This is a genomic window from Candidatus Nitrosocosmicus agrestis, assembly GCF_008389435.1.
Classification (GTDB): Archaea; Thermoproteota; Nitrososphaeria; order Nitrososphaerales; family Nitrososphaeraceae; genus Nitrosocosmicus; species Nitrosocosmicus agrestis.
On sequence record NZ_VUYS01000001.1, the window covers coordinates 144,198 to 165,879 of the forward strand.

Annotated in this window: 21 protein-coding genes; 3 read left to right on the forward strand and 18 right to left on the reverse strand. The window is 34.3% G+C overall.

Annotated features, from left to right (window positions below; all coding sequences use genetic code 11):
• Positions 1–30: 30 nt before the first annotated feature.
• The 7 genes from dnaJ to F1Z66_RS00740 form a co-directional block, all read right to left on the reverse strand.
• On the reverse strand, positions 31–1,161 hold the full coding sequence (gene dnaJ / locus F1Z66_RS00710) for a molecular chaperone DnaJ (RefSeq protein WP_149861678.1): 1,131 nt from the start codon (positions 1,159–1,161) through the stop codon (positions 31–33).
• Between the two features lie 32 nt (positions 1,162–1,193).
• Positions 1,194–3,119: a molecular chaperone DnaK gene (gene dnaK / locus F1Z66_RS00715; protein ID WP_149861679.1), complete on the reverse strand. Its 1,926-nt coding sequence runs from the start codon at positions 3,117–3,119 to the stop codon at positions 1,194–1,196.
• Entirely contained in the window at positions 3,120–3,797 is a 678-nt protein-coding gene (locus F1Z66_RS00720; RefSeq protein ID WP_149861680.1) for a nucleotide exchange factor GrpE, read from the reverse strand.
• 134 nt (positions 3,798–3,931) lie between these two features.
• Positions 3,932–4,363, reverse strand: coding sequence for a translation initiation factor IF-2 subunit beta (locus F1Z66_RS00725; protein ID WP_149861681.1), 432 nt, complete (start codon positions 4,361–4,363; stop codon positions 3,932–3,934).
• Positions 4,364–5,867: 1,504 nt separating this feature from the next.
• Positions 5,868–6,458, reverse strand: a complete 591-nt coding sequence (locus F1Z66_RS00730; RefSeq protein WP_149861682.1) for a hypothetical protein — start codon at positions 6,456–6,458, stop codon at positions 5,868–5,870.
• A gap of 117 nt (positions 6,459–6,575) precedes the next feature.
• Positions 6,576–8,672 carry a minichromosome maintenance protein MCM gene (locus F1Z66_RS00735; protein WP_149861734.1) on the reverse strand — a complete coding sequence of 699 codons (2,097 nt, stop codon included), beginning with the start codon at positions 8,670–8,672 and terminating at the stop codon, positions 6,576–6,578.
• Positions 8,673–8,700: 28 nt separating this feature from the next.
• Entirely contained in the window at positions 8,701–9,285 is a 585-nt protein-coding gene (locus tag F1Z66_RS00740; RefSeq protein WP_149861683.1) for a hypothetical protein, read from the reverse strand.
• A gap of 144 nt (positions 9,286–9,429) precedes the next feature.
• Between F1Z66_RS00740 and F1Z66_RS00745 the strand changes: the two genes are divergently transcribed.
• Entirely contained in the window at positions 9,430–10,434 is a 1,005-nt protein-coding gene (locus F1Z66_RS00745) for a replication factor C small subunit (protein WP_195907438.1), read from the forward strand.
• A gap of 15 nt (positions 10,435–10,449) precedes the next feature.
• Here the strand turns inward: F1Z66_RS00745 and F1Z66_RS00750 are convergent, their stop codons facing one another.
• The 6 genes from F1Z66_RS00750 to F1Z66_RS00775 all read right to left on the reverse strand — a co-directional run bounded on the left by F1Z66_RS00750 (position 10,450) and on the right by F1Z66_RS00775 (position 14,289).
• Complete coding sequence (locus F1Z66_RS00750) at positions 10,450–10,722, reverse strand: hypothetical protein (RefSeq protein ID WP_149861684.1); 273 nt, start codon at positions 10,720–10,722, stop codon at positions 10,450–10,452.
• A gap of 122 nt (positions 10,723–10,844) precedes the next feature.
• Positions 10,845–11,678 carry a 7-carboxy-7-deazaguanine synthase QueE gene (locus F1Z66_RS00755; RefSeq protein WP_230207388.1) on the reverse strand — a complete coding sequence of 278 codons (834 nt, stop codon included), beginning with the start codon at positions 11,676–11,678 and terminating at the stop codon, positions 10,845–10,847.
• Positions 11,665–12,408, reverse strand: coding sequence for a 7-cyano-7-deazaguanine synthase (locus F1Z66_RS00760; protein ID WP_230207389.1), 744 nt, complete (start codon positions 12,406–12,408; stop codon positions 11,665–11,667). Before F1Z66_RS00760 ends, F1Z66_RS00755 begins: the two co-directional genes overlap by 14 nt.
• The gene (locus tag F1Z66_RS00765) at positions 12,409–12,765 is read right to left on the reverse strand and encodes a hypothetical protein (protein WP_159357311.1); all 357 of its coding nucleotides are present in this window, start codon (positions 12,763–12,765) and stop codon (positions 12,409–12,411) included.
• A gap of 466 nt (positions 12,766–13,231) precedes the next feature.
• Positions 13,232–13,624: a zinc ribbon domain-containing protein gene (locus F1Z66_RS00770; RefSeq protein WP_149861686.1), complete on the reverse strand. Its 393-nt coding sequence runs from the start codon at positions 13,622–13,624 to the stop codon at positions 13,232–13,234.
• 29 nt (positions 13,625–13,653) lie between these two features.
• Positions 13,654–14,289, reverse strand: a complete 636-nt coding sequence (locus F1Z66_RS00775) for a zinc ribbon domain-containing protein (protein WP_195907439.1) — start codon at positions 14,287–14,289, stop codon at positions 13,654–13,656.
• Between the two features lie 131 nt (positions 14,290–14,420).
• Here F1Z66_RS00775 and F1Z66_RS00780 point away from each other — a divergent pair, with 131 nt between their 5' ends.
• Positions 14,421–15,770 (forward strand): cytosine permease, encoded by a 1,350-nt coding sequence (locus F1Z66_RS00780; RefSeq protein ID WP_149861688.1) that lies wholly within the window; start codon positions 14,421–14,423, stop codon positions 15,768–15,770.
• A 14-nt stretch (positions 15,771–15,784) separates the two neighbouring features.
• Entirely contained in the window at positions 15,785–17,044 is a 1,260-nt protein-coding gene (locus F1Z66_RS00785; RefSeq protein ID WP_149861689.1) for an NAD(P)/FAD-dependent oxidoreductase, read from the forward strand.
• Positions 17,045–17,256: 212 nt separating this feature from the next.
• Here F1Z66_RS00785 and F1Z66_RS00790 read toward each other — a convergent pair whose 3' ends face one another.
• The 5 genes from F1Z66_RS00790 to ureG all read right to left on the reverse strand — a co-directional run bounded on the left by F1Z66_RS00790 (position 17,257) and on the right by ureG (position 21,667).
• Positions 17,257–18,156, reverse strand: coding sequence for a metal ABC transporter permease (locus F1Z66_RS00790; protein ID WP_230207390.1), 900 nt, complete (start codon positions 18,154–18,156; stop codon positions 17,257–17,259).
• Positions 18,157–18,165: 9 nt separating this feature from the next.
• Complete coding sequence (locus F1Z66_RS00795; RefSeq protein ID WP_149861690.1) at positions 18,166–18,906, reverse strand: metal ABC transporter ATP-binding protein; 741 nt, start codon at positions 18,904–18,906, stop codon at positions 18,166–18,168.
• 47 nt (positions 18,907–18,953) lie between these two features.
• A complete protein-coding gene (locus tag F1Z66_RS00800) occupies positions 18,954–19,970 on the reverse strand; it encodes a metal ABC transporter substrate-binding protein (protein ID WP_149861691.1) in 1,017 nt (338 codons plus the stop codon).
• Positions 19,971–20,060: 90 nt separating this feature from the next.
• The gene (locus F1Z66_RS00805) at positions 20,061–20,990 is read right to left on the reverse strand and encodes an urease accessory protein UreD (RefSeq protein ID WP_149861692.1); all 930 of its coding nucleotides are present in this window, start codon (positions 20,988–20,990) and stop codon (positions 20,061–20,063) included.
• A gap of 20 nt (positions 20,991–21,010) precedes the next feature.
• Positions 21,011–21,667 (reverse strand): urease accessory protein UreG, encoded by a 657-nt coding sequence (gene ureG, locus F1Z66_RS00810; RefSeq protein WP_149861693.1) that lies wholly within the window; start codon positions 21,665–21,667, stop codon positions 21,011–21,013.
• Positions 21,668–21,682 lie beyond the last annotated feature (15 nt).

Consider the following 21,682-nt stretch of genomic DNA (forward strand, 5'->3'; position numbering starts at 1 on the left):
GAGACTAAAAAAATTGATGTTGAACTGTGTTTAGAACCATTTATTCTTAAATTCCTTAGACAAATCCTTTAGCAGATTCTTTTGTTTATCGTTAATTTTATCTGGAAGTTTCACCTCTACTTTTACATACTGACTTCCTCTTCCAAACTTCCCATACCTTGGCAAACCTTTGCCTTTTAGTTTGAAAATCGCATTAGCTTGTGTGCACTGAGGTATTTTGAGTTTTTCAGTTCCATCGATAGTTGGAACTTTTGTTTCTGTTCCCAATATCAAATCGATAAATGAAATATTGTAATTATACATCAAATCTCCATCCTCAAGAACCTTGAAAAGCTGATGAGGCAATACATGAATTCTCACTAGCAAGTCCCCATTTACACCACCTTGGACGCTCTCACCTTTTCCAGAAATCCGTAAGGTTACGCCATCTTCAACTCCCGCGGGGATATCAATCTTTAAATCATTTGATTTTCTAATTTTGCCGTTTCCATGACAAACATTGCAAGGTTTCTCTAAAATCCTCCCTTCCCCATGACATGTATTACATGTATCTAAAGAAATAAAAGTAGAGAATTGATTTTGATTGTAAACTCTCCTAGTTTGGCCTTGTCCATTGCAAGTTGGACAAATTTTTGGGCTGGTCCCTGGAGCTGCACCTGTTCCTGAACATGTAGAACAATTTTCAATAGTAGGAATTTGAACATTCTCCTTTTTGCCTTTCACTACTTCTTCCAACGTCATTGTTACATCATACAATAAATCCCGCCCTCGTCTCATTCTATTTGAAGACCTAGAGTTGAAACTAAACGGATCACCACTAAATCCACTTCTACCTCCACCCATGCGGCCAAAAATTTGTTCAAAGATATCACCTACGTTACCAAATCCCATATCCTTGAATATTTCAGCGAAGTTATCCTCAGAACCTCTAAATACTTCCTCGCTACCAACATGTCCATAAGTGTCATATCGTTTTCGTTTCTCTTGGTCAGACAGTACAGCATATGCTTCTGAAATTTCCTTGAATCTTTCTTCTGCGTCTGGTGACTTGTTACGATCAGGATGATATTTTAAAGCTAATTTTCTATATGCAGATTTTAACTCATCATTAGTAACAGATTTCTGGACACCAAGTACTTCATAATAATCTCTTTTACTCATTTCAAATCACAAAAAAGAAAAAAAGTTGGCTTTCAAACACTATTTGATTTGTTATTTGTTTCTGAATTTGTAGAAGTCGATGATGAAGGCCCACTTGATGTTTGACTAAAAGAATCTTCATTTGGTGGGGGCGGTGAGGATGTATTTGATGATCCATCAGGCCCTGCTTCACCAGGAGTGGAGGTTCCAGAAGCATTTTGTTGGACTGATTGATATGCTGCTGTACTTATTTCGGCTAGGATATTTTTTAGTTCAGTTATTTTTGTTTTAATAGTATCTATATTATTGGTGGCAATAGAATCCTTAAGTTCTTGAACTGATTTGTTAACCTTCTCTTTTTGTTCTGTAGTTACTTTATCTTTGAGATCTTGATTAACCAACTTTTCTGCAGAGTATATCAGGTTATCTGATTCGTTTTTAATCTCTGCTTCTTCTCTTTTCTTCTTATCAACTTCTGCGAATGCATCTGAATCTTTCTTCAATTTTTCAATCTCCTCTTTGGACAATTTGGAACTTGCAGATATAGTAATTTTAGATTCCTTAGACGTAGCAAGATCCTTTGCAGTTACGTTCAAAATTCCATTTGTGTCTATATCAAATGTTACCTCAATTTGAGGCACAGACCTAGGTGCGGGAGGAATACCTGAAAGATTAAACATTCCTAAGGAAACACAATCTGCTGCCATGGCTCTTTCTCCCTGTACAACATGTATTGTTACCGCTGTTTGATAATCAGCTGCTGTTGTGAATACCTTACTTTTTTTAGTTGGAATAGTAGTATTTCTTTCGATCAGTGTTTCTTTAAGTCCACCCATTACTTCAACTCCCAGAGTTAAGGGGGTAACATCCACCAAAAGAATATCAGTTGAAACCTCTCCAGAAATAATTGCACCCTGGATTGCGGCTCCCAAAGCTACTGCTTCCATTGGGTCTACTCCACGTTCGGGTTCTTTATTCATTACAGATTTTACAAACTCTCGGACTATGGGCATTCGAGTAGGACCTCCAACTAGTACAATTTTATCTATATCAATGGCAGACAATTTTGCGTCTTTTATCGCTTGCAGCATAGGATTTCGGCATCTTTCGACTACTGGTCGAAGGAGCTCCTCTAATTTTGCGCGGTTTAAAGGAATAGCAAAATTCTTTGGTCCAGTTGATTGATCATAAGCCAAAAATGGCAAGTTAATTTCTGTTGTTACAATATTAGATAACTCAATTTTTGCTTTTTCGGCAGCTTCTCTAATTCGCATCATAGCAGCTTTATCATTCTTAACATCTATTCCGGATTGATTCCTAAATTCATTAACAAGGTAATCTATCAATATGTTATCCATATCTGTGCCACCCAGTTGAGTATCACCGGAGGTACTCTTTACTTCAAAGACGCCTCCACCCATTTCCATTATGGTGACATCCAAAGTTCCTCCTCCAAAGTCAAATACCATAATTTTTAAATCACTTTGGACTTTATCGAGTCCGAAAGCTAGAGAAGCAGCAGTAGGTTCATTAATTATTCTTACAACTTCTAATCCGGCAATTTCTCCTGCATCCTTGGTTGCTTGTCTCTGATTATCATTAAAGTATGCAGGAACGGTAATTACGGCTTTATCGACAGTATCGCCAAGAAATGCTTCAGCATCTTTTTTGATTTTCTGAAGAATAAATGCGGATATTTGTTGGGGGGTATATTCTTTTCCAAAAACCTTAAACTTGTAATCGGTACCCATTTTCCTTTTGGCAGCGATAACGGTTCCCTCTGGATTTGAAAGCATTTGACGTCTTGCTGGCTCACCAACAAGTAGATGGCCATCTTGTGCAAAGGCAACTACTGAAGGAAAAGATTTTCCCCCTATTGATGCACCCTCAGCGGCTTGTATTATAACTGGCTTTCCACCACTCATAGAAGCAGCAGCAGAATTACTTGTTCCTAAATCAATTCCTATTATTTTACCCATTTAGTCTTCTTCTTCTCCTTTTGTATTCTCTTTATTATCAGTATCGATATTTTTAATTATCTTTTTGGAAACTTCTACTAAGCTAGGACGCAGAACACGATCATTTAACAAATAACCTTTTCTAATTTCCTTAGTAACCATATTTTCTTTTGCATTTTTATCTTCAACGTACGAAAAACCAATAATTTCATGAAAATTGGGATCAAAGATACTATTTACAGCCTTTATTTCCTTAACATTTTCTTTTTCCAAGGAAATATCAATGTTTTTAAGGATGTTGGATAATCCTTCAAGTATCGAATCTTCCACTTTATGATGCTTCAACGTATCTAATGCACGTACAAAGTCCTCACGTAAATTGATAATTGTGGACAACATCTCAGCTTTTGCAGCAATCAATCTCAGATTATTTTGTTTTTCAACGTTCTTTCGGTAATTATCAAAATCTGCTAAACTATACTTTAGTTTATTAAAAGTATCATCATATAATTTACGATAATGCTCTAAATCATCTCGTGCTTCCTTGAGTTCAAGGGCCAGTTCCTCTACAGAAAAATCATCATGGGAATTTAATTTGTTTTTATTTAAATTGGTATTATTATCATCGTCATCATCTAATAATGCAGGATCATTATCCGGATCATCTTTTCCCCGATCATTTCTTTCGGTTTTATCCATCGGTATTAAATTTAGATAAATCTAATAATTACATATCGATTACTGGTTGAGTCACAGAAATCCATGTTAGAGTTTTATCACATAATGTAGGTCTAACTAAAAGCAAAAGAAAGTGACCGCTACAAAAAAGTCAATTAGGCATAATTACTTTTTATCGATGACCGAGCTCCACACGCTTCGCAAATCATAAACCCTAGTTTTTTAACTTTTTCAGTTCGGGTATCTGGACTACCACAAACAGGGCATATTACATAGTCTTTTACGTATCTGTCGATAAGACCAGCGAAGGAAGAGACAGGTTTCCTGCCCAAAAAAATAACTCTCTCACCAGTGATGTAGCCTGCTGATGCTAGTTCTTTGTTAAGGTAAAGCAATAATTTTTCGGGATCACGTCGAAGAGCCTTGGGGAAATCCATAAAGTTTCTAAAGATGGTTCTCTGGCCAACCCATATTACACGTGGTGTAGGAACTTCAAGTCTGGAAACCTCCTTTTTGACGACATTTCCTAGTTTATTTTGTAATCTATCGAGCAAAGCCAGGTACCCGGTTTCGTCTTGGATTGACATATGCTAAAGGATACTACAAACCATTTAATTTACGTTGTGAATATACATGTCTAACAAGAATCGAAATACTCGCACTGAATTTGTGAATGCAAGTAATAAGAATTATGAAAATCGATAGTATCTTAAAAGTTATACTTAATTTATGATTCTCCGTACCTAGCGTTGTATTAGATCTTGTATAACTAGAATATCTTAGAAGTGTCTTTTTATCGATCTACTTGTGATTCGACTAACATTTGTCAATTACTAATTATTTAGTCACAGGAGGCCCTCAGAAGTCTGAATAAACACTTTGTTTAGGATATTTCGTAAGCATTTTCCATATAGCATTTGTTATATTATGAATTTCTACAATTTGTCATGAATGGCATGTTTGAATGTTCAATGGATGCTCTTTTTTTGATAAATTCGGGATTATCTTTTTTTGTTGCTTCACATTATCTAAGTTCATAATCCACCCATTTGACCAATATGGATGGCATTATTAGTGGCAATCTTTTTACATGAGAATTCTTCTACTCTCAATCATATATACATCGTATTCTCCAGTAATTTGGATAATTATCTTTACAGATCTTGTAAATGGATTTCTCTTCTTTCTTGGTCTTTAGTCTTTGGTCTTATTCTACAATCCCCAGAAAATTGGAAAATACTTTATTTTGCCAATCTCTTTTGATTATCAAATATCATCTAATACAGCGTTATACTTGTCCAATTCAAAGGAATTTTTTCAAGATTTAGGTTATGGGAAGTCAGTCTATAGAAAATAAAACCATTTGAAAGATATAGCTATCCACATTCTTTATATCAATAACCGTCTCAAACAATCAATATGCGTTGACAAATTATCTTCTATATTCGTATGCTATATAAAAAAATCATAGATTTTATCTTTCACTTTCACTTTCACTACCTAGATTTCATTTTTCTAAATAAAGATATGATCACAATTTACATACAGATAGGCCACTAGCAAGGTTGTTAAAGATTCTAAACTAATACAATCCTTTGCACACTGATAACCATCTAGATATATCTAGATCTGATGAAAATAAATAAAACAACTCTTTATTACCCAAAGTATAAAATATCTCAATTTTAAGTGCTACTACTTTTTATAACATAGCATAAGGGCACAAGAAGTAAATTAATAAAAGATTTGGTAACACAATTAACAATGGTCATTCTTAACTTCGCTATAACACCCGTATATAAAAATCATTAATTTTAAACATATACTAATATGTCACTCAAGATAGGCGATGTGAGCTTCGATGGAACTGCAGTGTTAGGAAAACTGCATTTACCTGCTTTGTGAATCAAATTACAAAGCATTATGACTGATTTTAAGACGTCATACAGATTAGCGATAATCCAGCCCTTTAACAAACATAAAATAATAAAGTAATAATTGTAAATGCATACATTAACTCATATCGACCCAAAATTATCATACACGATATTTCAAAATTCAAGTAAATAAGAGGTCTACTATTTCTAACTTTTATTGCTCTGAGGTTAACCACTTGGCAAAAGGAGTCATTGCAGAAAATGGTAAATCGGTTGATTTTTCTACATTATAGCTTAACATTATCATACGATTAACTAACCGATCATGCAGTTTCTTATGTAATTGCTCCTTTTTTAAGGGTTCGTAAATCTCAAAGAAACATTTTTGTTTATAATAAGAAATATGATGCGAGTAACAATACATTAGTAGTGTAGGGTCTCGGCTAATTCTTTCTTTAATATCCTTTTGTGCCAGGGCAGGGCTATTTTGTATCTCTACATAAACTTGAAGAACCCTTCTTTGATACTGTTCTCTAATCGAATCACTATCAGAAGGAGACTTGTTTTTTGATATAAATATTTGACGTTTTAATTGATCAATAGTCTTGCGAGAAATGTCTTTAGCAGACAAAATATCTAATGAGGTATTTACTCCAAACTTTTTTCCAAATAGAAAAAAAATTCCCATAATTTCGTTATTGGATACAAATGGAAATTGTAGACTGCCATTGAGGAACTCGAGTATTCTTTCGCTTATATCGACTGGTAAGAAAAATCCCATATAAGAATCAGAAGTTATGGTCAAGTCAGTAAAAAAGTTTTATAGATATAAATATTTTATGAGTGATAGTATTAATACGAATAATAATTGCTGGCACTATTTCCTATCGAATTTATAACAAATAGTACATTAATTATTATACTACGCTTTTGAATAAAATCCAGGTTTCCTTTCATAGATTTGACCATCATTCATTGCTTTTTTGATGTAGGATCTAGCATCTGAATCGTTAAATTTACCAGTTTTTACCAGTTCACCTATAAACACATTCTCCTCTACATCGTTCTTTTCTTCTCCAGATATGCTCAAAAAGATTTCCATAAAGAGTTTTAATTTCGAAATTTCACTAAAAGGTTTACCATGTAATACACCCAAATCGACTTTACCGGTATTAACGTCGACACCGGCTGTTTCCAACATTCTTTGTACTAAGAACAGTGCTCTTTCAGCATCTTCTTGTTCAACCCGCTCCTTCAATAGTAATCTCGCACGAGCAGTTGCAAGCCTTACTAAACCCTCTAACTGTCGAGGAGTTACTGTAATCATGCTGTCTGAATCGACATTTCTCATTGTCATATAATAATCTCGAATAATATTAATTGCCTCACGTGTGAGTTCTGGTTCTACAATTTGCTTGGCAAAGGCTAAATATTTACTAAAAAGATCTATGTTGATGGCTCCCTGAGATGATTTTTGAACATCCTTATGGATTTCTAAAATATGACTAGCTATCTTACTATCTTTATCCTTCTCCGGAAGATCACGTATTACATATACGAGATCAAATCTTGTAAGTAGCGGGATAGGAAGATTTACGTTTTCAGTGATATTTTTATAAGGATCGTACTTTCCATACATGGGATTTGCTGCAGATAGAATAGATGTACGAGCATTTAAGGTAGCTACAATACCACCTTTCGCAACGGAACAAGTTTGTTGTTCCATTACTTCATGAAGTGCAGAACGATCCTCGGCCTTAATTTTATCAAATTCATCTATGCATACTAATCCCTGATCTCCTAAAACAACGGCACCAGCCTCAAGCATCATTATGCCTGACTTATCCCTTACAACAGCAGCGGTTAAACCAGCCGCAGTCGAACCTCTGCCTGAGGTATACAAGCCTCTAGGAGCAACTTTTGCAGCGAATTTTAGCATTTCAGATTTTGCGGTTCCCGGATCACCAACGAGTAGAACATTAATGTCCCCCCTCCTTGTCGATCCATCATCTAGTTTTTTGGTAACTGAACCTACAATCAACAATAATATGGATTCCTTAATTACTTCGTGTCCAAATACGTGAGGTGCAAATGAGGATATTAGTTTATCATAAATATCGGGTTTATTTGAAAGCATTAGAATTTGCCGTTCATCTTCAGCGCTTATTGAAATTCTCTCCATTGATCGGGTTTTCTTATCTCCAGCCCGACCACCAAGATATTCAATGTTGTTACCCTCCATTCTCAACCTAAATAATGATGTTTTTTGTAAGGCAGAGGTACCACCAAAAGAAGGTTCCTGATCTATCCTTATTATACCGGTCAACATAATTCTATCTCCAGGTCTGCATTGATCAACCAAATCTCCTAAAATAGTTACTTCTATATAATGCGGCAACTGTCCTGCCGGCAAATCCTCGGGTAATTCCTGAAGTCTAACTAACTGAAAATCAATAAATAAGCTGTTCTCAATGTCCATTTCCAGTTCTTTTTCGGCACAACTTGTGCATCGCATTGGTTTTTTTAGAGATAATCCCTTTAATTGTGAGAAGCTAATTTGGTTGCAATTAAGACATCGGTAAGCCAACCGCTTTCCCAATGGTTTTACTTCTGAGGAACGCACTACCATCCCAGAAACACCTAGTAATTTATTGATAACGTCTGCACTTATATCTCTCAATCCCTTCTGAACAGCATAATTACCAATACGTACTTTCACATGATCCTTAATTTCATGCGCATAGTCTGGATGAATTTCTAGTAGAATAGAAGTAACAGATTCACTAAAAGCAGAAAACATTTCATCCGGATGATAAGTGATATCCTTTGCGAGAGCCGGACTAAAGCTATCAAAGTCTATGTAATCAACGGTAATAGAGGTAGAAGATGTAGCCATCATATTATTAATTTTATCAAAATACTTGTAATTTCCCTCACGATCCTTATACGAACGCAAAAAGATTTCTAGTTCGTTGGATAATGCGGATATAGTTTGTTGCTCTTGGTCTTGATCCTGCATATCAGTTGACGGATTAGAGGGATCAGCACTACTCAATTTTTAACACCAATTTCCTAAATTGAGATGTCATGTTATAAAAATTCTCATAAAGTAGTCTTTCTTCAATTGATAATTTTTCTTCAAGTTCAGGAATCAAAGGTGATGAAGCTGAAAGTTTTGCGATTTTTTGTAACCTTGAAGCTATGAAAGGATTTAAAGATACTATCAATGAATCTCTCTCCTTATCTTCAATATTTTGTAGATAATTGTTTACTCGTGCATAAAAATCAGGTTCAATTGTAGACAACATATGACTTTGTGCTATTCGTTCTCTGTTTAGGGCTCTTTTTATATAGGATAATTGATCCTCATCATGGATTTCTATTACGTTTTGTTGGCTCAAAATAATTGAAATCCATCTAGGGACTGAAGTCATATCACCCTCCTTTGCACTGATAAAAACAAGAGGTCGCAATGACAACTCAAAATCTCGCAAATAAATTACACGTACATCTTTTAAGAGATAATCGAGTGAGGAATAAGTGTAAAGCATGGTAATTTCATCCATGTCCAAGAATAGTTTAGAAATATCGACATCCATACCTGTTGGAGGTAATTCCGGTACTGATTTCACAGATAAATAATGATGACCTTTGCTTTATAAAATTTCAAAGATTTATACTAGAGATAGAGATTGAGGTATGGAAAATATAACAAATGGCAGAAGCTAAATACATCATATAATTTTAAATTGCTAAAAGATAGACAATAGAGATGAATGGAAAAACAGCAGAAGCCATTGGTTTCAGACATAATGTGGGTGGAAAAATACAGGCCAACACGGTTGGACCAAGTAATTAATCAAAAAGAGATTGTAAAAGGCCTAGAAAACCTGTTAAAAAAACCAAACGAACTTCCACACCTATTGTTCACAGGTTCTGCTGGTGTTGGAAAAACAACAATGGCAATATGTTTAGCCAGACAATTGTTAGGCGAAAACTGGAAAAGAGATACTTTAGAGCTAAATGCCTCAGATGAGAGAGGAATCAAGATGGTTCGTGAAAGAGTAAAGGAATTTGCTTCTATAATGAAATTGTCAATTAATCAGCAAGCGGATGAAAGACCATTTAAGATTATTATATTGGATGAAGCAGACGAAATGACCTCAGAGGCACAGACAGCCCTAAGAAGAATAATTGAAGACAGTGCAAAAACCACTAGATTTGTTTTCATATGTAATTATCTCTCACATATTATAGAACCCATACAAAGTAGATGTGTAATTTTTCGATTTTCAAAAGTGTCTGAAGATGAAGTTGTAGAGTATTTGAAGAATATTTGTAAAAACGAGGGAGTCAAAGTGGATGACAAGGCCCTCCACAAAATTTATGAACAAACAAATGGAGATATGAGACATTCCATCAATATTTTACAAGCTGCTTCGGCAAGTGGAAATGTAAGCGTTCAACAAGTACAAAATGCGATAGGGATATCGGGGAGAAGCAAGATTTCAGAAATAATTGACTTGGCAATAGATTCCAAGTTTAATGATTCTAGATTAAAATTATTAGAATTACTAAATGTGTATGGAGTTTCAGAAACTGATTTCCTTAGATATGCAAATGAAGAGATTTATAAACGAGATCTGGAAAATCCCTATGAGGTTTCAACGATTCTTGCAGAATATGACTACAGACTAGCAAACGGGGCACATCCTGAAATACAACTAGCGGCTTTTCTGGCTCAACTTGGCAGATTAAACTTGAAGAGTAGAAAAAAATAAGCTATCTAGACAATTTTAAAAATCATCTTCGAATTCTTCTCCACCATCTTCCTCGGACACTTCATCAAAATCTTCTTCGAATTCCTCACGTTCTTCCGCAGTCTTGTATGGAATATCAGCTTCTCCTAGATTTCCACAAACTGGACACTTAAACTCTATTGTTTGACCTTCGAGGTCTAAAAGAAATTCTTTGGTGAAAACCTCATCACAATTAGAACAAACAAGAGTGGTTTGTATATTTTCCTGAGTAAATTTATGAGACTGTACCCGAAAGATTGTGTTCACCATACTTATTTTACCTATAAGAATCGGTCTTTATTATAATCCTTATCTTTTTATAAACCTAAGGATTGTCGGTTGGGAAATAATCAAACAAACAAACAGGAGTCAAAGGTCACAAAATACCAATATTAACTCATACCTAATAGTTTATGCATTTGTGGAATCACTCTTACGTCCTTGTAAAACTTATACAATTCATCATACATTTTTAATACTTTATCATTGGTTGGAGAGTCAAACTGATAACTAGGCTGAAGCGTTACACCTCTTAAATTATTGATATTAGGACACCGGAATATTTTGGTGGCCAAATTTCTGATTTCAGAAACTGTTGTAGAATTGGTAAATACTATCTTTATAAAAGTAATTTTGGATGTTTTGCTAAGAGCCAATTCCAAACATTTTAGTTCATTTTGTAGTAGATTATCGTAGTATTCAGGGTCTATTACTTTTGAATCCGAAGTTTTGAATTCAATTTTGCAAATATCAAAATAAGGCAAAACTGATTCAAATCTTTTCCAATCATAACAAGAAGACTCCAAATAAGTTCTAATATTTAATTCATTTTTAACAAAATCAGCTAAAGCAATTAACGGAACAGGTTGTAGTAATGGTTCCCCGCCAGTAAAATTGACTTTATATATATTTGGTTGTAGATATTTGGTTATAAGATTTTTAGCATCATTAATAGAATAGCTTTTTCCACTTGAAGGCGATAGAGAATACTTGGTATCACACCAATAACACCTAAGATGACAACCAGAAAACCTCACAAACAAAGTTTTTGTCCCTGCAAATATGCCCTCACCTTCAATACTAACAAACAATTCATTTAGTTGAACTTGTTCGTGTTCCTCTAAATTAGGCATATTATTTCTACCATGCAGTTTGCCTCCAATAATATAATTAGCGTTATTATCAATTTCGTTATTGATATCAACCTCAGAGCTAGTTGTTGACATACTGTGTTTTATCCTCGATTCCGGCTTTCATGAATGCTTGCTTTCGATTAATACAAGATTCACAGATCCCACATTGTTTTAGAGGAGCAGATTTTGCCCTCTTAGTATTATCACTTTCACCTAAATAACAGCTCCAAGTCTCAAAAATTTTATTGCCTAATGTTTCGTATCCAATCAAAAGCAATTCCGATTTACTTAGCTTATTAATAGCAGGTGACCAAATATGAAGTTTCTTTCTTAATCCAGCCGCAATTCCATCAATTTCAGATAGATTAAGTATTTTTTCTAAAGAACGTGTAAAAGAAGGACGGCAATCAGCATATCGCGTGTCACCAGAATGGGCACCATAGACCACAAGCGAAATGCCCAAAGATGTAGCCCATATAGAAGCAATAGTTAAAAAAACAGTGTTTCTCAATGGAACCACCATACTATAATCGAATGTCGAGGGAATCTTTGAATTAGAGGAAGTTAGAATATTTGTTTTTCCAAGTAAAGACTTTAAAAATGAAATATCCACAATTTCGTGCCTGCTACTTTTTAAGGATTTAGAAAGGCGTTTTGCTATTCTTAGTTCGTTTGATCCACGTTGTCCATAATCAAAGGATATTAGGTTGATTTTTAGACCCATCTTCTTCATATATGCTGCGGTGCTGACAGAATCTAATCCTCCACTAAAAATGCAAACAGTTTCAGAAAAGTTTGTTATAGAATTAGATTTGTCTCTCACTTACGATAATTTATTTCGTTCGGTATGTAAACCTGACGATGTAGTTAGATCAGAATTTTTGAAATAGCCTACCAGTCCACCTATTCCATACGAAATAGAAATCATCACTCGAGTCAAGAAAAGGATTAGTTCATAGTTATCGGTATAATTGTAATAGATCAAAATAAAAAATAAAGACGAAAGAACCAATGATCCCGTGATAACCTGTTCTATGCTATATATTTTAGAATATTTCTTTAAAAAGATAAATGTAGAAATGTTACCCAATGACAGACCAGTAAGTAACAAAAATGGGTAATATTTGTGAAAAAATGGTATAAACACAAAGGGTAATGCCCACGTTAACCCATTTAACAACTTTATTACCAATGGCCAAGAGAAACTAGTTGAGACTCGTTGTCGAAATACACGTCGCATTTTCAGCAAAGGCTTTATGAAAAGTGATAGCGAAATGATAAAACAGCCAACCCAAATAACATAATAAAAAAAATAACTAAAATTATATATATATACAATATGGGACAGAATTGAAGATAAGCCAAACCACACTGAAATGAAAAAAAACATGAATGAAAAGACCCTAGTCATTCATACTAAAGGATGAGTCAATAGTATATAATTTAATAAGTAAACATAATACTGTTTAATATTTATCAGCAAAGGAATCTTATTAAATATAATGAAATCTTGTAAGCTATGTAACAGAGTAAAATTCTATTCAATAAATTATCTATTTTCTGATACAATTTGCAATGAATGTTTTTTGATTTTGAAGGAAAAATCCAAAGATAATATCCTATGAACCAAAAAATAAAAAATAAAATTATTCCTGAATAGAACCGCATTTATTGCAAAATTTTGATGAAGATTTTATACTGTTACCACAATTTATACAGTATTTTTTTTCTACTGATGTGTCTTTCGTCCTTGAAAGATCACCTTGGGTGCTGTAAAAATCAGCAATAGCACCGGTGGGTTTGAAGGTCTCGTCTACATCTGGAAGATATTTTGATTGGGTGGAAGAATTTGTACTTGAGTCGGATTTATTTTCAATATATAATAATAATCGAGGGATAGAAGAATTTGTTTTTGAATCTTTTACACTTTCTCCCAACCATAACGCAAATTTTTTTAGTGTCATTTCCGGAGTTGAAAAGGTCAGGGAATGCGTTGACATATAATCTTCTGTTGCCATTCGCCCGTTAAAGATTTTCATAAAACTTTATGCAAATTTGTGACTTTTAATTATTGTGAATTTCCACATTTGTTGCAAAATTTTGCTTGTTTGGGTATCATTGCGCCGCAGACAATACAATTTTTTTTTTGACTGCTTTTGGAATAAGAGGAAGAATCTTGTTTTGTTATGACGATGTCTACTGGTTTGAATGTAGGGGCTTCCTGAGGCATTGGCAAGTCATATCCATCATTTGATGACGGACTAGGATAAGAAGTAGAGTGATAGGAGGAGGGGGTGGAGGAGGGGGTGGAGGAGGGGGTGGAGGAGGAAGATCCCAAGGTTCCAGCAGTAGATATAAATCCTTCAACTCCGAATCCACCCCTTCCATTATTACTTCCCAAGCTCCCCATATCGTTACCAGCACTTGAAGGCATAGTAGATGTAGATGAACCATCACTACCGCCTTTAGTTCTACCAGAAGAATTCTTATCCATAGCAGATTTTAGTTCTAAAATAACTCTACAAGACAGAAAATTTAACGCTGTTGAGGATACGAGAAATTCACCCATTTTTGAAAAATATTCGTTACTATCCATTTTACCTTGTTTAAATAATTGAGTAGAATCGAAGAAAGTTTCATAATTATTTTGAGTGTCATTGACCAATTGTTTCATCTTTTCGATCAAGCCACCAAGTGTATCCACCCCAAAAGACATGACTTGCAATTGAATAAAAACAAATTTAAATTTATGGAATAAATCGTTTATTAGATAAATATTGAATGAAATATTACTTTACAATACTATCTTGATATAAAAAAATTCAGGGAATTATTATGAAGTTTTTAGAAAATTTATCGGATTTTGGGATAAATCCAGTAGAAAAAAAACAAAAAGTATTATCGGGAAAGAATTTTTTTGTTTTGTGGTCTAGTTTAGGCATAGGCCTCTTGGTAATCTCGGCTGGCTCATTTATATCATCATCAAACATGACTGAAGCCATCACAGCTATCATTGTTGGTTCAATTGTCGGATCAGTATTGTTAGCATTAGCAGGCAAGATAGGAAGTGATCATTCAGTTCCATCCATCGTTAGCATGAGACCTGCATTTGGTTTGCATGGGTCATATTTGCTTACAATACTAAATATGTTTCAGCTAATAGGTTGGTCGACCTTTGAAATTACGATATTATCAAAGGCAGCCAATATTTTTACTAATGGGATTGTAGATTTTCATGTTTGGTCAATAATTTTTGGGATTATAATAATACTATTTTGTATTCTAGGACCACTAAAAATTGTTAAACAATGGCTTACTAAATTCGCAGTATGGATAGTGTACGGATCTACACTGTTCATGCTCGCAAATATCATACTCACAATAAATGGAATGGGTTTAGGCAATGTACTAGATACCAACATAAGTGTTACTGCAAGCACAGATTCAGGTTTGAGTTTCTTTAACTCCCTAGATCTAGTTATTGCTATGCCGCTGTCGTGGCTTCCCCTCGTCGCAGATTATAACAGATTTGCCAAAAATGGAAAAAATGCTTTTGTTGGAACATTCGTTGGATTTTCAATTACAAATTCGCTATTCTACATAATCGGATTATTATTGGGCATTAATGACGTATTTGAAATTCTGATTACTATTCAAACATTCTTTTATGGATTAGTGCTTCTGGTATTAATCGTTGATGAAATAGATAACGTTTTTGCAAATATTTTCTCATCAGCAATGTCGTTTAAAAATATCTGCAACAAGATAAACTATAAGTATCTGGTCATTTTTTTCACCGGGTTAGGAGTTTTGTTAGCAAATTTGATTCCAATTCAGCAATATGAGAATTTTCTGTTAATTATAGGAGCACTTTTTGCACCACTTTTTGCAATAGTTCTAACAGACTATTACGTGGTAAGAAAAAGACAGATCATGGTTGAAAACTTTTATGAACAAGCCAATAAAGTCAAAGCTTCGTCATTTTTTGCTTTTTTGGTCGGCTGTATCACCTACCTAATATTATCCCCTATCTCCTGGTTTCATGCTGCTGATATGGCTTTAAATATCGGCTCTACGATTCCAAGCATGGCCATTTCAATTTTAGTCTTCTTAGTAATAGAATTTTTAATAAAAAAAGTTAAATTTAAAAATAAGGAATATTCTACAGACAACAAAATTGAGTAAGAAGATGAGGTAAAATGTCGACATCAACAAAAAAGAAGATAGTAATTCTAGGTGCAGGATATGCTGGAATATTTCTTAGTACTAATTTATCTTCAAAATTAGATAAGAATTCAACCGAAATAATATTGATAGATAGAAATAATTATCATCAGTTGATGCAAGAAATCCATCTGGTTGCATCAGGATACAGAACTGCAGAACAATTGAAAATACCCATTTCCTCATTGATTCAGGGTAAAGATATTCAGTTCGTCCAAGAAAGTATAGAAAAAATAGATGCTGAACAAAAAACCATAGTATTAAAGTCAGGTGAAATCAAATATGATGAATTAATAGTTTGTTTAGGATCTTCAACTAAATATTTCAACATACCTGGGGCAGATACCTATACTCTACCAATTAGATCGATTTATGATGCTTCAATTATCCATGATCACATTCAAAGAATAATAGAGGAGGCATCAGAAAATAAGAAGCATAATATAGTAATCGTAGGAGCAGGAGCTACTGGTATAAGTTTGGGTAGCGCATTAGCAGAAACCATAAATGCATCACCTAACAAGAACAACATTAAAATAAACATAATTGAGGCAACATCGACAATTTTACCTGGGTGGGATGTTAGAGTTAAAAATAAAACAGAAGAGATCCTCAAAGATAAAGGAATTCGAATTTTTCACAACTCACTTGTTGAAAGAGTCGAGAAACACACTTTATTTCTTAAAGATGGATTAGAAATTAACTCTTCTTTGATTATATGGACCGCAGGTGTTCGAGGATATAATATCGACATTGAACCAACTATTGACAAAACCAATGATGGTAGAATAATAGTAAATGAATATTGCCAAACAGGCAGATACAAGAATATCTATTCGATTGGCGATTTGGCTGCAATGAAAAATTCAAAGGGAACGCTGTATCCGCCGCTTGCTCAAATAGCTGTAAGACAGGCGCGCTATTTGGCAGATAACATTGCGGAATTCTATATTGAAGGCAAACATCCAAAAGAGAAATTTGACTACGAAATTAAAGCGCAAATAATTTCTGTCGGTAGTGACGAGTATGTTGGATTATTAAATAACTATTTGGTAAGCGGAGATTTAGCAAAAATGATCGATGAATTTACCAAGCAAACCTACATGAAATCATTAAAGTCAGGAGGAAAGAACATATCCGGTAATCTTTATGATAACGACTTTTTCTCTCAGGTCATGGCAGGTATTACTTTTGCAGGATTTACGTTTTTCAAAGGTTTAGAAAAACTGGCATAGACTTTTAATTGCAAGAGTCAAGATTTGATGTGCGAATCTCTTCTCAAAATTTTTTTAACTATGTTTTACTTTTATGCAATTGCAAATTATAAGTAACGATTAGACCTGTACAAACAAAAAAACAAATAACTATGGGATGTAGTCAATAAAGACTTTTTTGGTCACAAATACTCAATATCAAAATAGTGTTGCAATTTAAACAATATAGTTTATTAGCGGGGAGTATGCTCGTGTCTATGCTCATCAGTGTGTATATGAGGATGAGAATGAGAAATTCCTCCGTGACTATGAGTGTGGAAAATCTTTTTGATTAGTGCATAAATCGCAGTTATTCCAAAAGCTAAAGTAATAAACATGACTATTGTAGGACCAGATGAAGAATCCAAAAAAAAGCTAGCATACATACCAGAAAACGACGCTACACAACCTATAACTATAGATAAAAATACAACATTAGAAAAATTATTTGAAAGCATACGAGCCGAAATTGCAGGACCAACTATTACGGATGCAAGCAATGTTACTCCTATAGACGACATTGAAACAATAATGATCGTTGCCAAAACAAAGGAAAATAATAATTCAATATAAGATGTTTTAATCCCACTAATCTTGGCACTTTCGTTATCAAAAAATGAGAATACCAGTCGTTTATGTAGCAGAAAGAAAAATGCCCCGGATAATATTGTAACCGATACTATAATATAGAGATCCTGTTCAGTAATAGCCAAGATATTACCAAAAAGAAGAGATTCAAAATTTCTGGTGTACCTGTTAGTCATGCTTACAAGTAAAACGCCAAATGCAAAGATTGCTGTTGTAACTAATCCAATAGCAGCATCAGGTTTAATCTTGTTTCTTTTGCTTATTTCATAGATAACAAATGATGCCAAATAACTCCAAATTATTGCTCCTACATAATAGTTCATTCCAGCTATATTCCCAACTATAGCTCCTCCAAATGCAGCATGAGAAAGTCCATGACCAACATAACTCAATCCTCTAAGGATAATATATACGCCTGCTAATCCACATATACCACCAAGCAATACAGATACAAGTATACCTTTAATAAAAAAATCATATTGAAATGGTAACAGAAACTCAATCATGTAGTCTTTCTACTTGATTCTATAATCTGCAAGTCCATATGTTTTTAGTAGATTATCCTCTTTTAATACATGTTGTGGGGAACCTTCGGCAATAACATATTTATTAAAACATATCACCCACGGAGAACGATTTGCTATATGAGTAATATCATGAGTGGATAAAATAATGGTTATACCACTATTATTTAGAGTTTTTAATATATCAAAGATTTTTTCTCTTGACACATAATCAAGCCCTGTGGTCGGTTCATCCAAAATAAGCACATCAGGGTTTCTGATTAATGCCCTTCCCAAAAACACTCGTTGTTGCTCACCACCAGAAAGGGCCCGGATATGGCGTTTTTCATATCCACTCAACCCCAACATTTTCAAAACATCCTTAATTTGGTTTTTTAGTTTCTTGTCAATCCATGGAAGATAACTCTTGTAATTCCATGACCCCATTGCTATGACTTCTTGTACAGAAACTGGAAAGTTCCAATCAATAGTTTCTATTTGTGGAACATACCCAACTGATGGATAATAAAATATAGAATCGCAGTCATTACAAATATATTCAATGTCTCCACTCCAAGGTTCATAAATCCCACATAATAGTTTCAGTAAAGTGGTCTTGCCAGATCCACTTGGACCAACGATGGAAACGAATCGGCCCTTTGGAATGGTCAGATTGACTCCTTCAATAACAAAAGTATGATAGGCAAATCCATAGGACAAACCAGTTATCTTTAGATATTCGAAAGAGCCCATGTATGTGATACACTTAAGGTAACTTATTAATATTTAAGAGTAAAAAATTAGGGTGTGTAGGTATTTGCAGGATTTATACCTGAAAGACTACTGACATTTCCACCCAGTGGGACGATCATATGTTCCATGTTCTCAAGCATCATTCCAACGTAAGTGTGATTAGGACTAGTTACATCACCTGGCAATGCGTCATCTCGGAGGGTTTGTACTATTTCTACACCAGCTTCATCGGCTATCTGATTTGTGATTCTGTTTGAAAACACTTCAGAAGCAAATATTGCTGGAACGTTTTCAGCTCTAATCTGATCAATTAATTTTGCTACGTCAAGTGGAGATGGTTCTGAAAAGTCAGAGGGCTGTACCGCACCTATCACAGTCATGTTGTATCTGGGTGCAAAGTATGCCCATGAATCATGGTATGTTATCAGTTTTCTTTGTTCTGGAGGTATGGTTTGCGTTGCTTGTTTAATTCCTTCATCTAATTTTTTTAATAAAGTGATATACTTGTTAGCATTTTTGGTATAATAAGCAGTATTATTTGGGTCCATTTCAATGAGTTTATCTTTTGTCAGATTGGCAAATTTCATTGCGTAAACTGGATTGAGCCACAAGTGTGGATTTGGATGACCTGCATCCTTAGGAAAACTAAAGTCAAATATCCAATCTGCAGGAGTTACAGTATTGTCACCCAATTTTAGTAACTGAATATTAGGATTAGTCTTTAGAGATGCATTTACTACTTTTTCCATAGGGTCTTCAAGATAGAGACCACTGATAATCACAAGATCCGCCTTACCTAGTTTCACGATATCTGACGGAACAGGTTCAAACGTATGCGAGTTAACTCCTTCTGGAACTAAGCCTGTGAGATTAATTTTGTCTCCACCGATATTTTTAACTATATTTGTAATTGGAGAGACTGAAGTAACTACATTCAATGTTTCATTTTGAGCAAAAGAGGCTTGAGAATCAATGGCTGCTGGAATTAGCAATAATGACAGAACTATTGCAAATGACACTCCTCCCGTTATTAATCTTGAATTGTTAATGGAAAATCTTAACATCCCATTATATTACTAATAATTTTATTAATTATTTTCATTGGCATAATTGATAGAATGTGTCATAAAACACATTTATACTAGTAAAAAAATTCAGATTTTTCGGATCCCGCTAAAAGATACATTCAATACATTTTCTCTCACAATTCTTACTATAGAGTAAATAATGTTCTTTAGATCGTCCACAAACGAACCTAAAACACGGATAAGTAATCCATTCCCATCAGGTAATTTAGTACATCCTCCAATCACACTTTTTACATTGTCAAATATTTCCAGCACCTCACTTTGAATTTGGTTTATTTTTTCTTTGGGTGTAAGGATATAGATGTTACCTAACATGTCATAAGTATTCAATATTCCAAAGGATTTTACATTTTCCTTTTTGGGTTGTACCTTGGCAATATCAATCAATCTCAAATTTTCTTTCTGATTTACAGATTTTACCTTCATATAACAGATATCATATTCAAAAGCCTCTTTGCTTGCAACTCGACCAGGAGTTAATATTTCAGAATAGACGCAGGTTCCCTCATCATGAACTCTAATGTTTGTAATTTGATAAAACCTAGAGTCCCTAAAAGGTATTATTTGATCTGGAATATATTCTAAGTAACAGTCTTTGTCAACCTCAAGATTAATGATTTGGGTCCCAAAATTCTTATTCATGCGGTATATTCGGGTAGCACTTTGAGTTGTAACATGAGCTTTTGCAGAATTTGTTAGATTAATATCTGTTCTGTATCTATCACCTTGTAGAACCCCTCCAGATGGAGAAATTATGTACACATAAGCCATTTCAGGACAAGTTTCTTCAAGATACATTGCCCGTTTTATGCAAAGTGGAACTTTATAGTATTGATGTTTAATTGTAGTCCTATGAACAATTGGATCGTTTTCAAATCTTAAATGCAATATTCCTAATTTGCCTGCTTGTCCTACCCCCATTTGCTCCAAAGCACTGTCATAATTCAGCACTTCAGTAGGGATTTTTTCGGGTGTGCAGTATGAAAGATTATACACGCTCAAATCACAATATTATATTAATTGACAGCCACCGATTTTGGAGGTGCATCGAATAAAACATTTTTTACTATATGTTCAGCAACTTTTTTAACTCCTTCACCTGTTTTACTGTTAACAAAAACATATGGTCTACCGTTTCTAACAATTTTTGCATCACGCTCCATGATGTTCAGGTCTGCTCCTATGAATGATGCAATATCTATTTTGTTTATGACCAGCAAATCAGAGGTTTCTATACCAAGTCCTCGTTTTCTAGGATATTTATCACCTCCTGAGACGTCTATGATATAAATAAAGTAATCAGCGAGGGCAGGACTGAAAGTTGTTGTTATATTATCGCCACCGCTTTCAATAATTATCAAATCAAGGTGTGGATGTTTTGTCTCCATTTCCTCAACCACGGAAATGTTTATTGACGGGTCTTCTCTTACCGCAGTATGAGGGCAACCACCAGTAGCTATACCAATGACAAGGTCTTCAGGCATTAATCCTCTTTCTGTAGCAAGGTTTTTCCTCATTCTATCTGCATCTTCTCTAGAAACTACGTCATTTGAGATAATTCCAACATTATAGCCTTCTTTCTTTAAAATAGGAACCAATTGTTCAATCAGCATTGTTTTTCCTGAGCCCACAGGTCCCCCTATACCAATGCGGGGGATTCTTGAAAGTGACACAAAAATTAAAGGAAA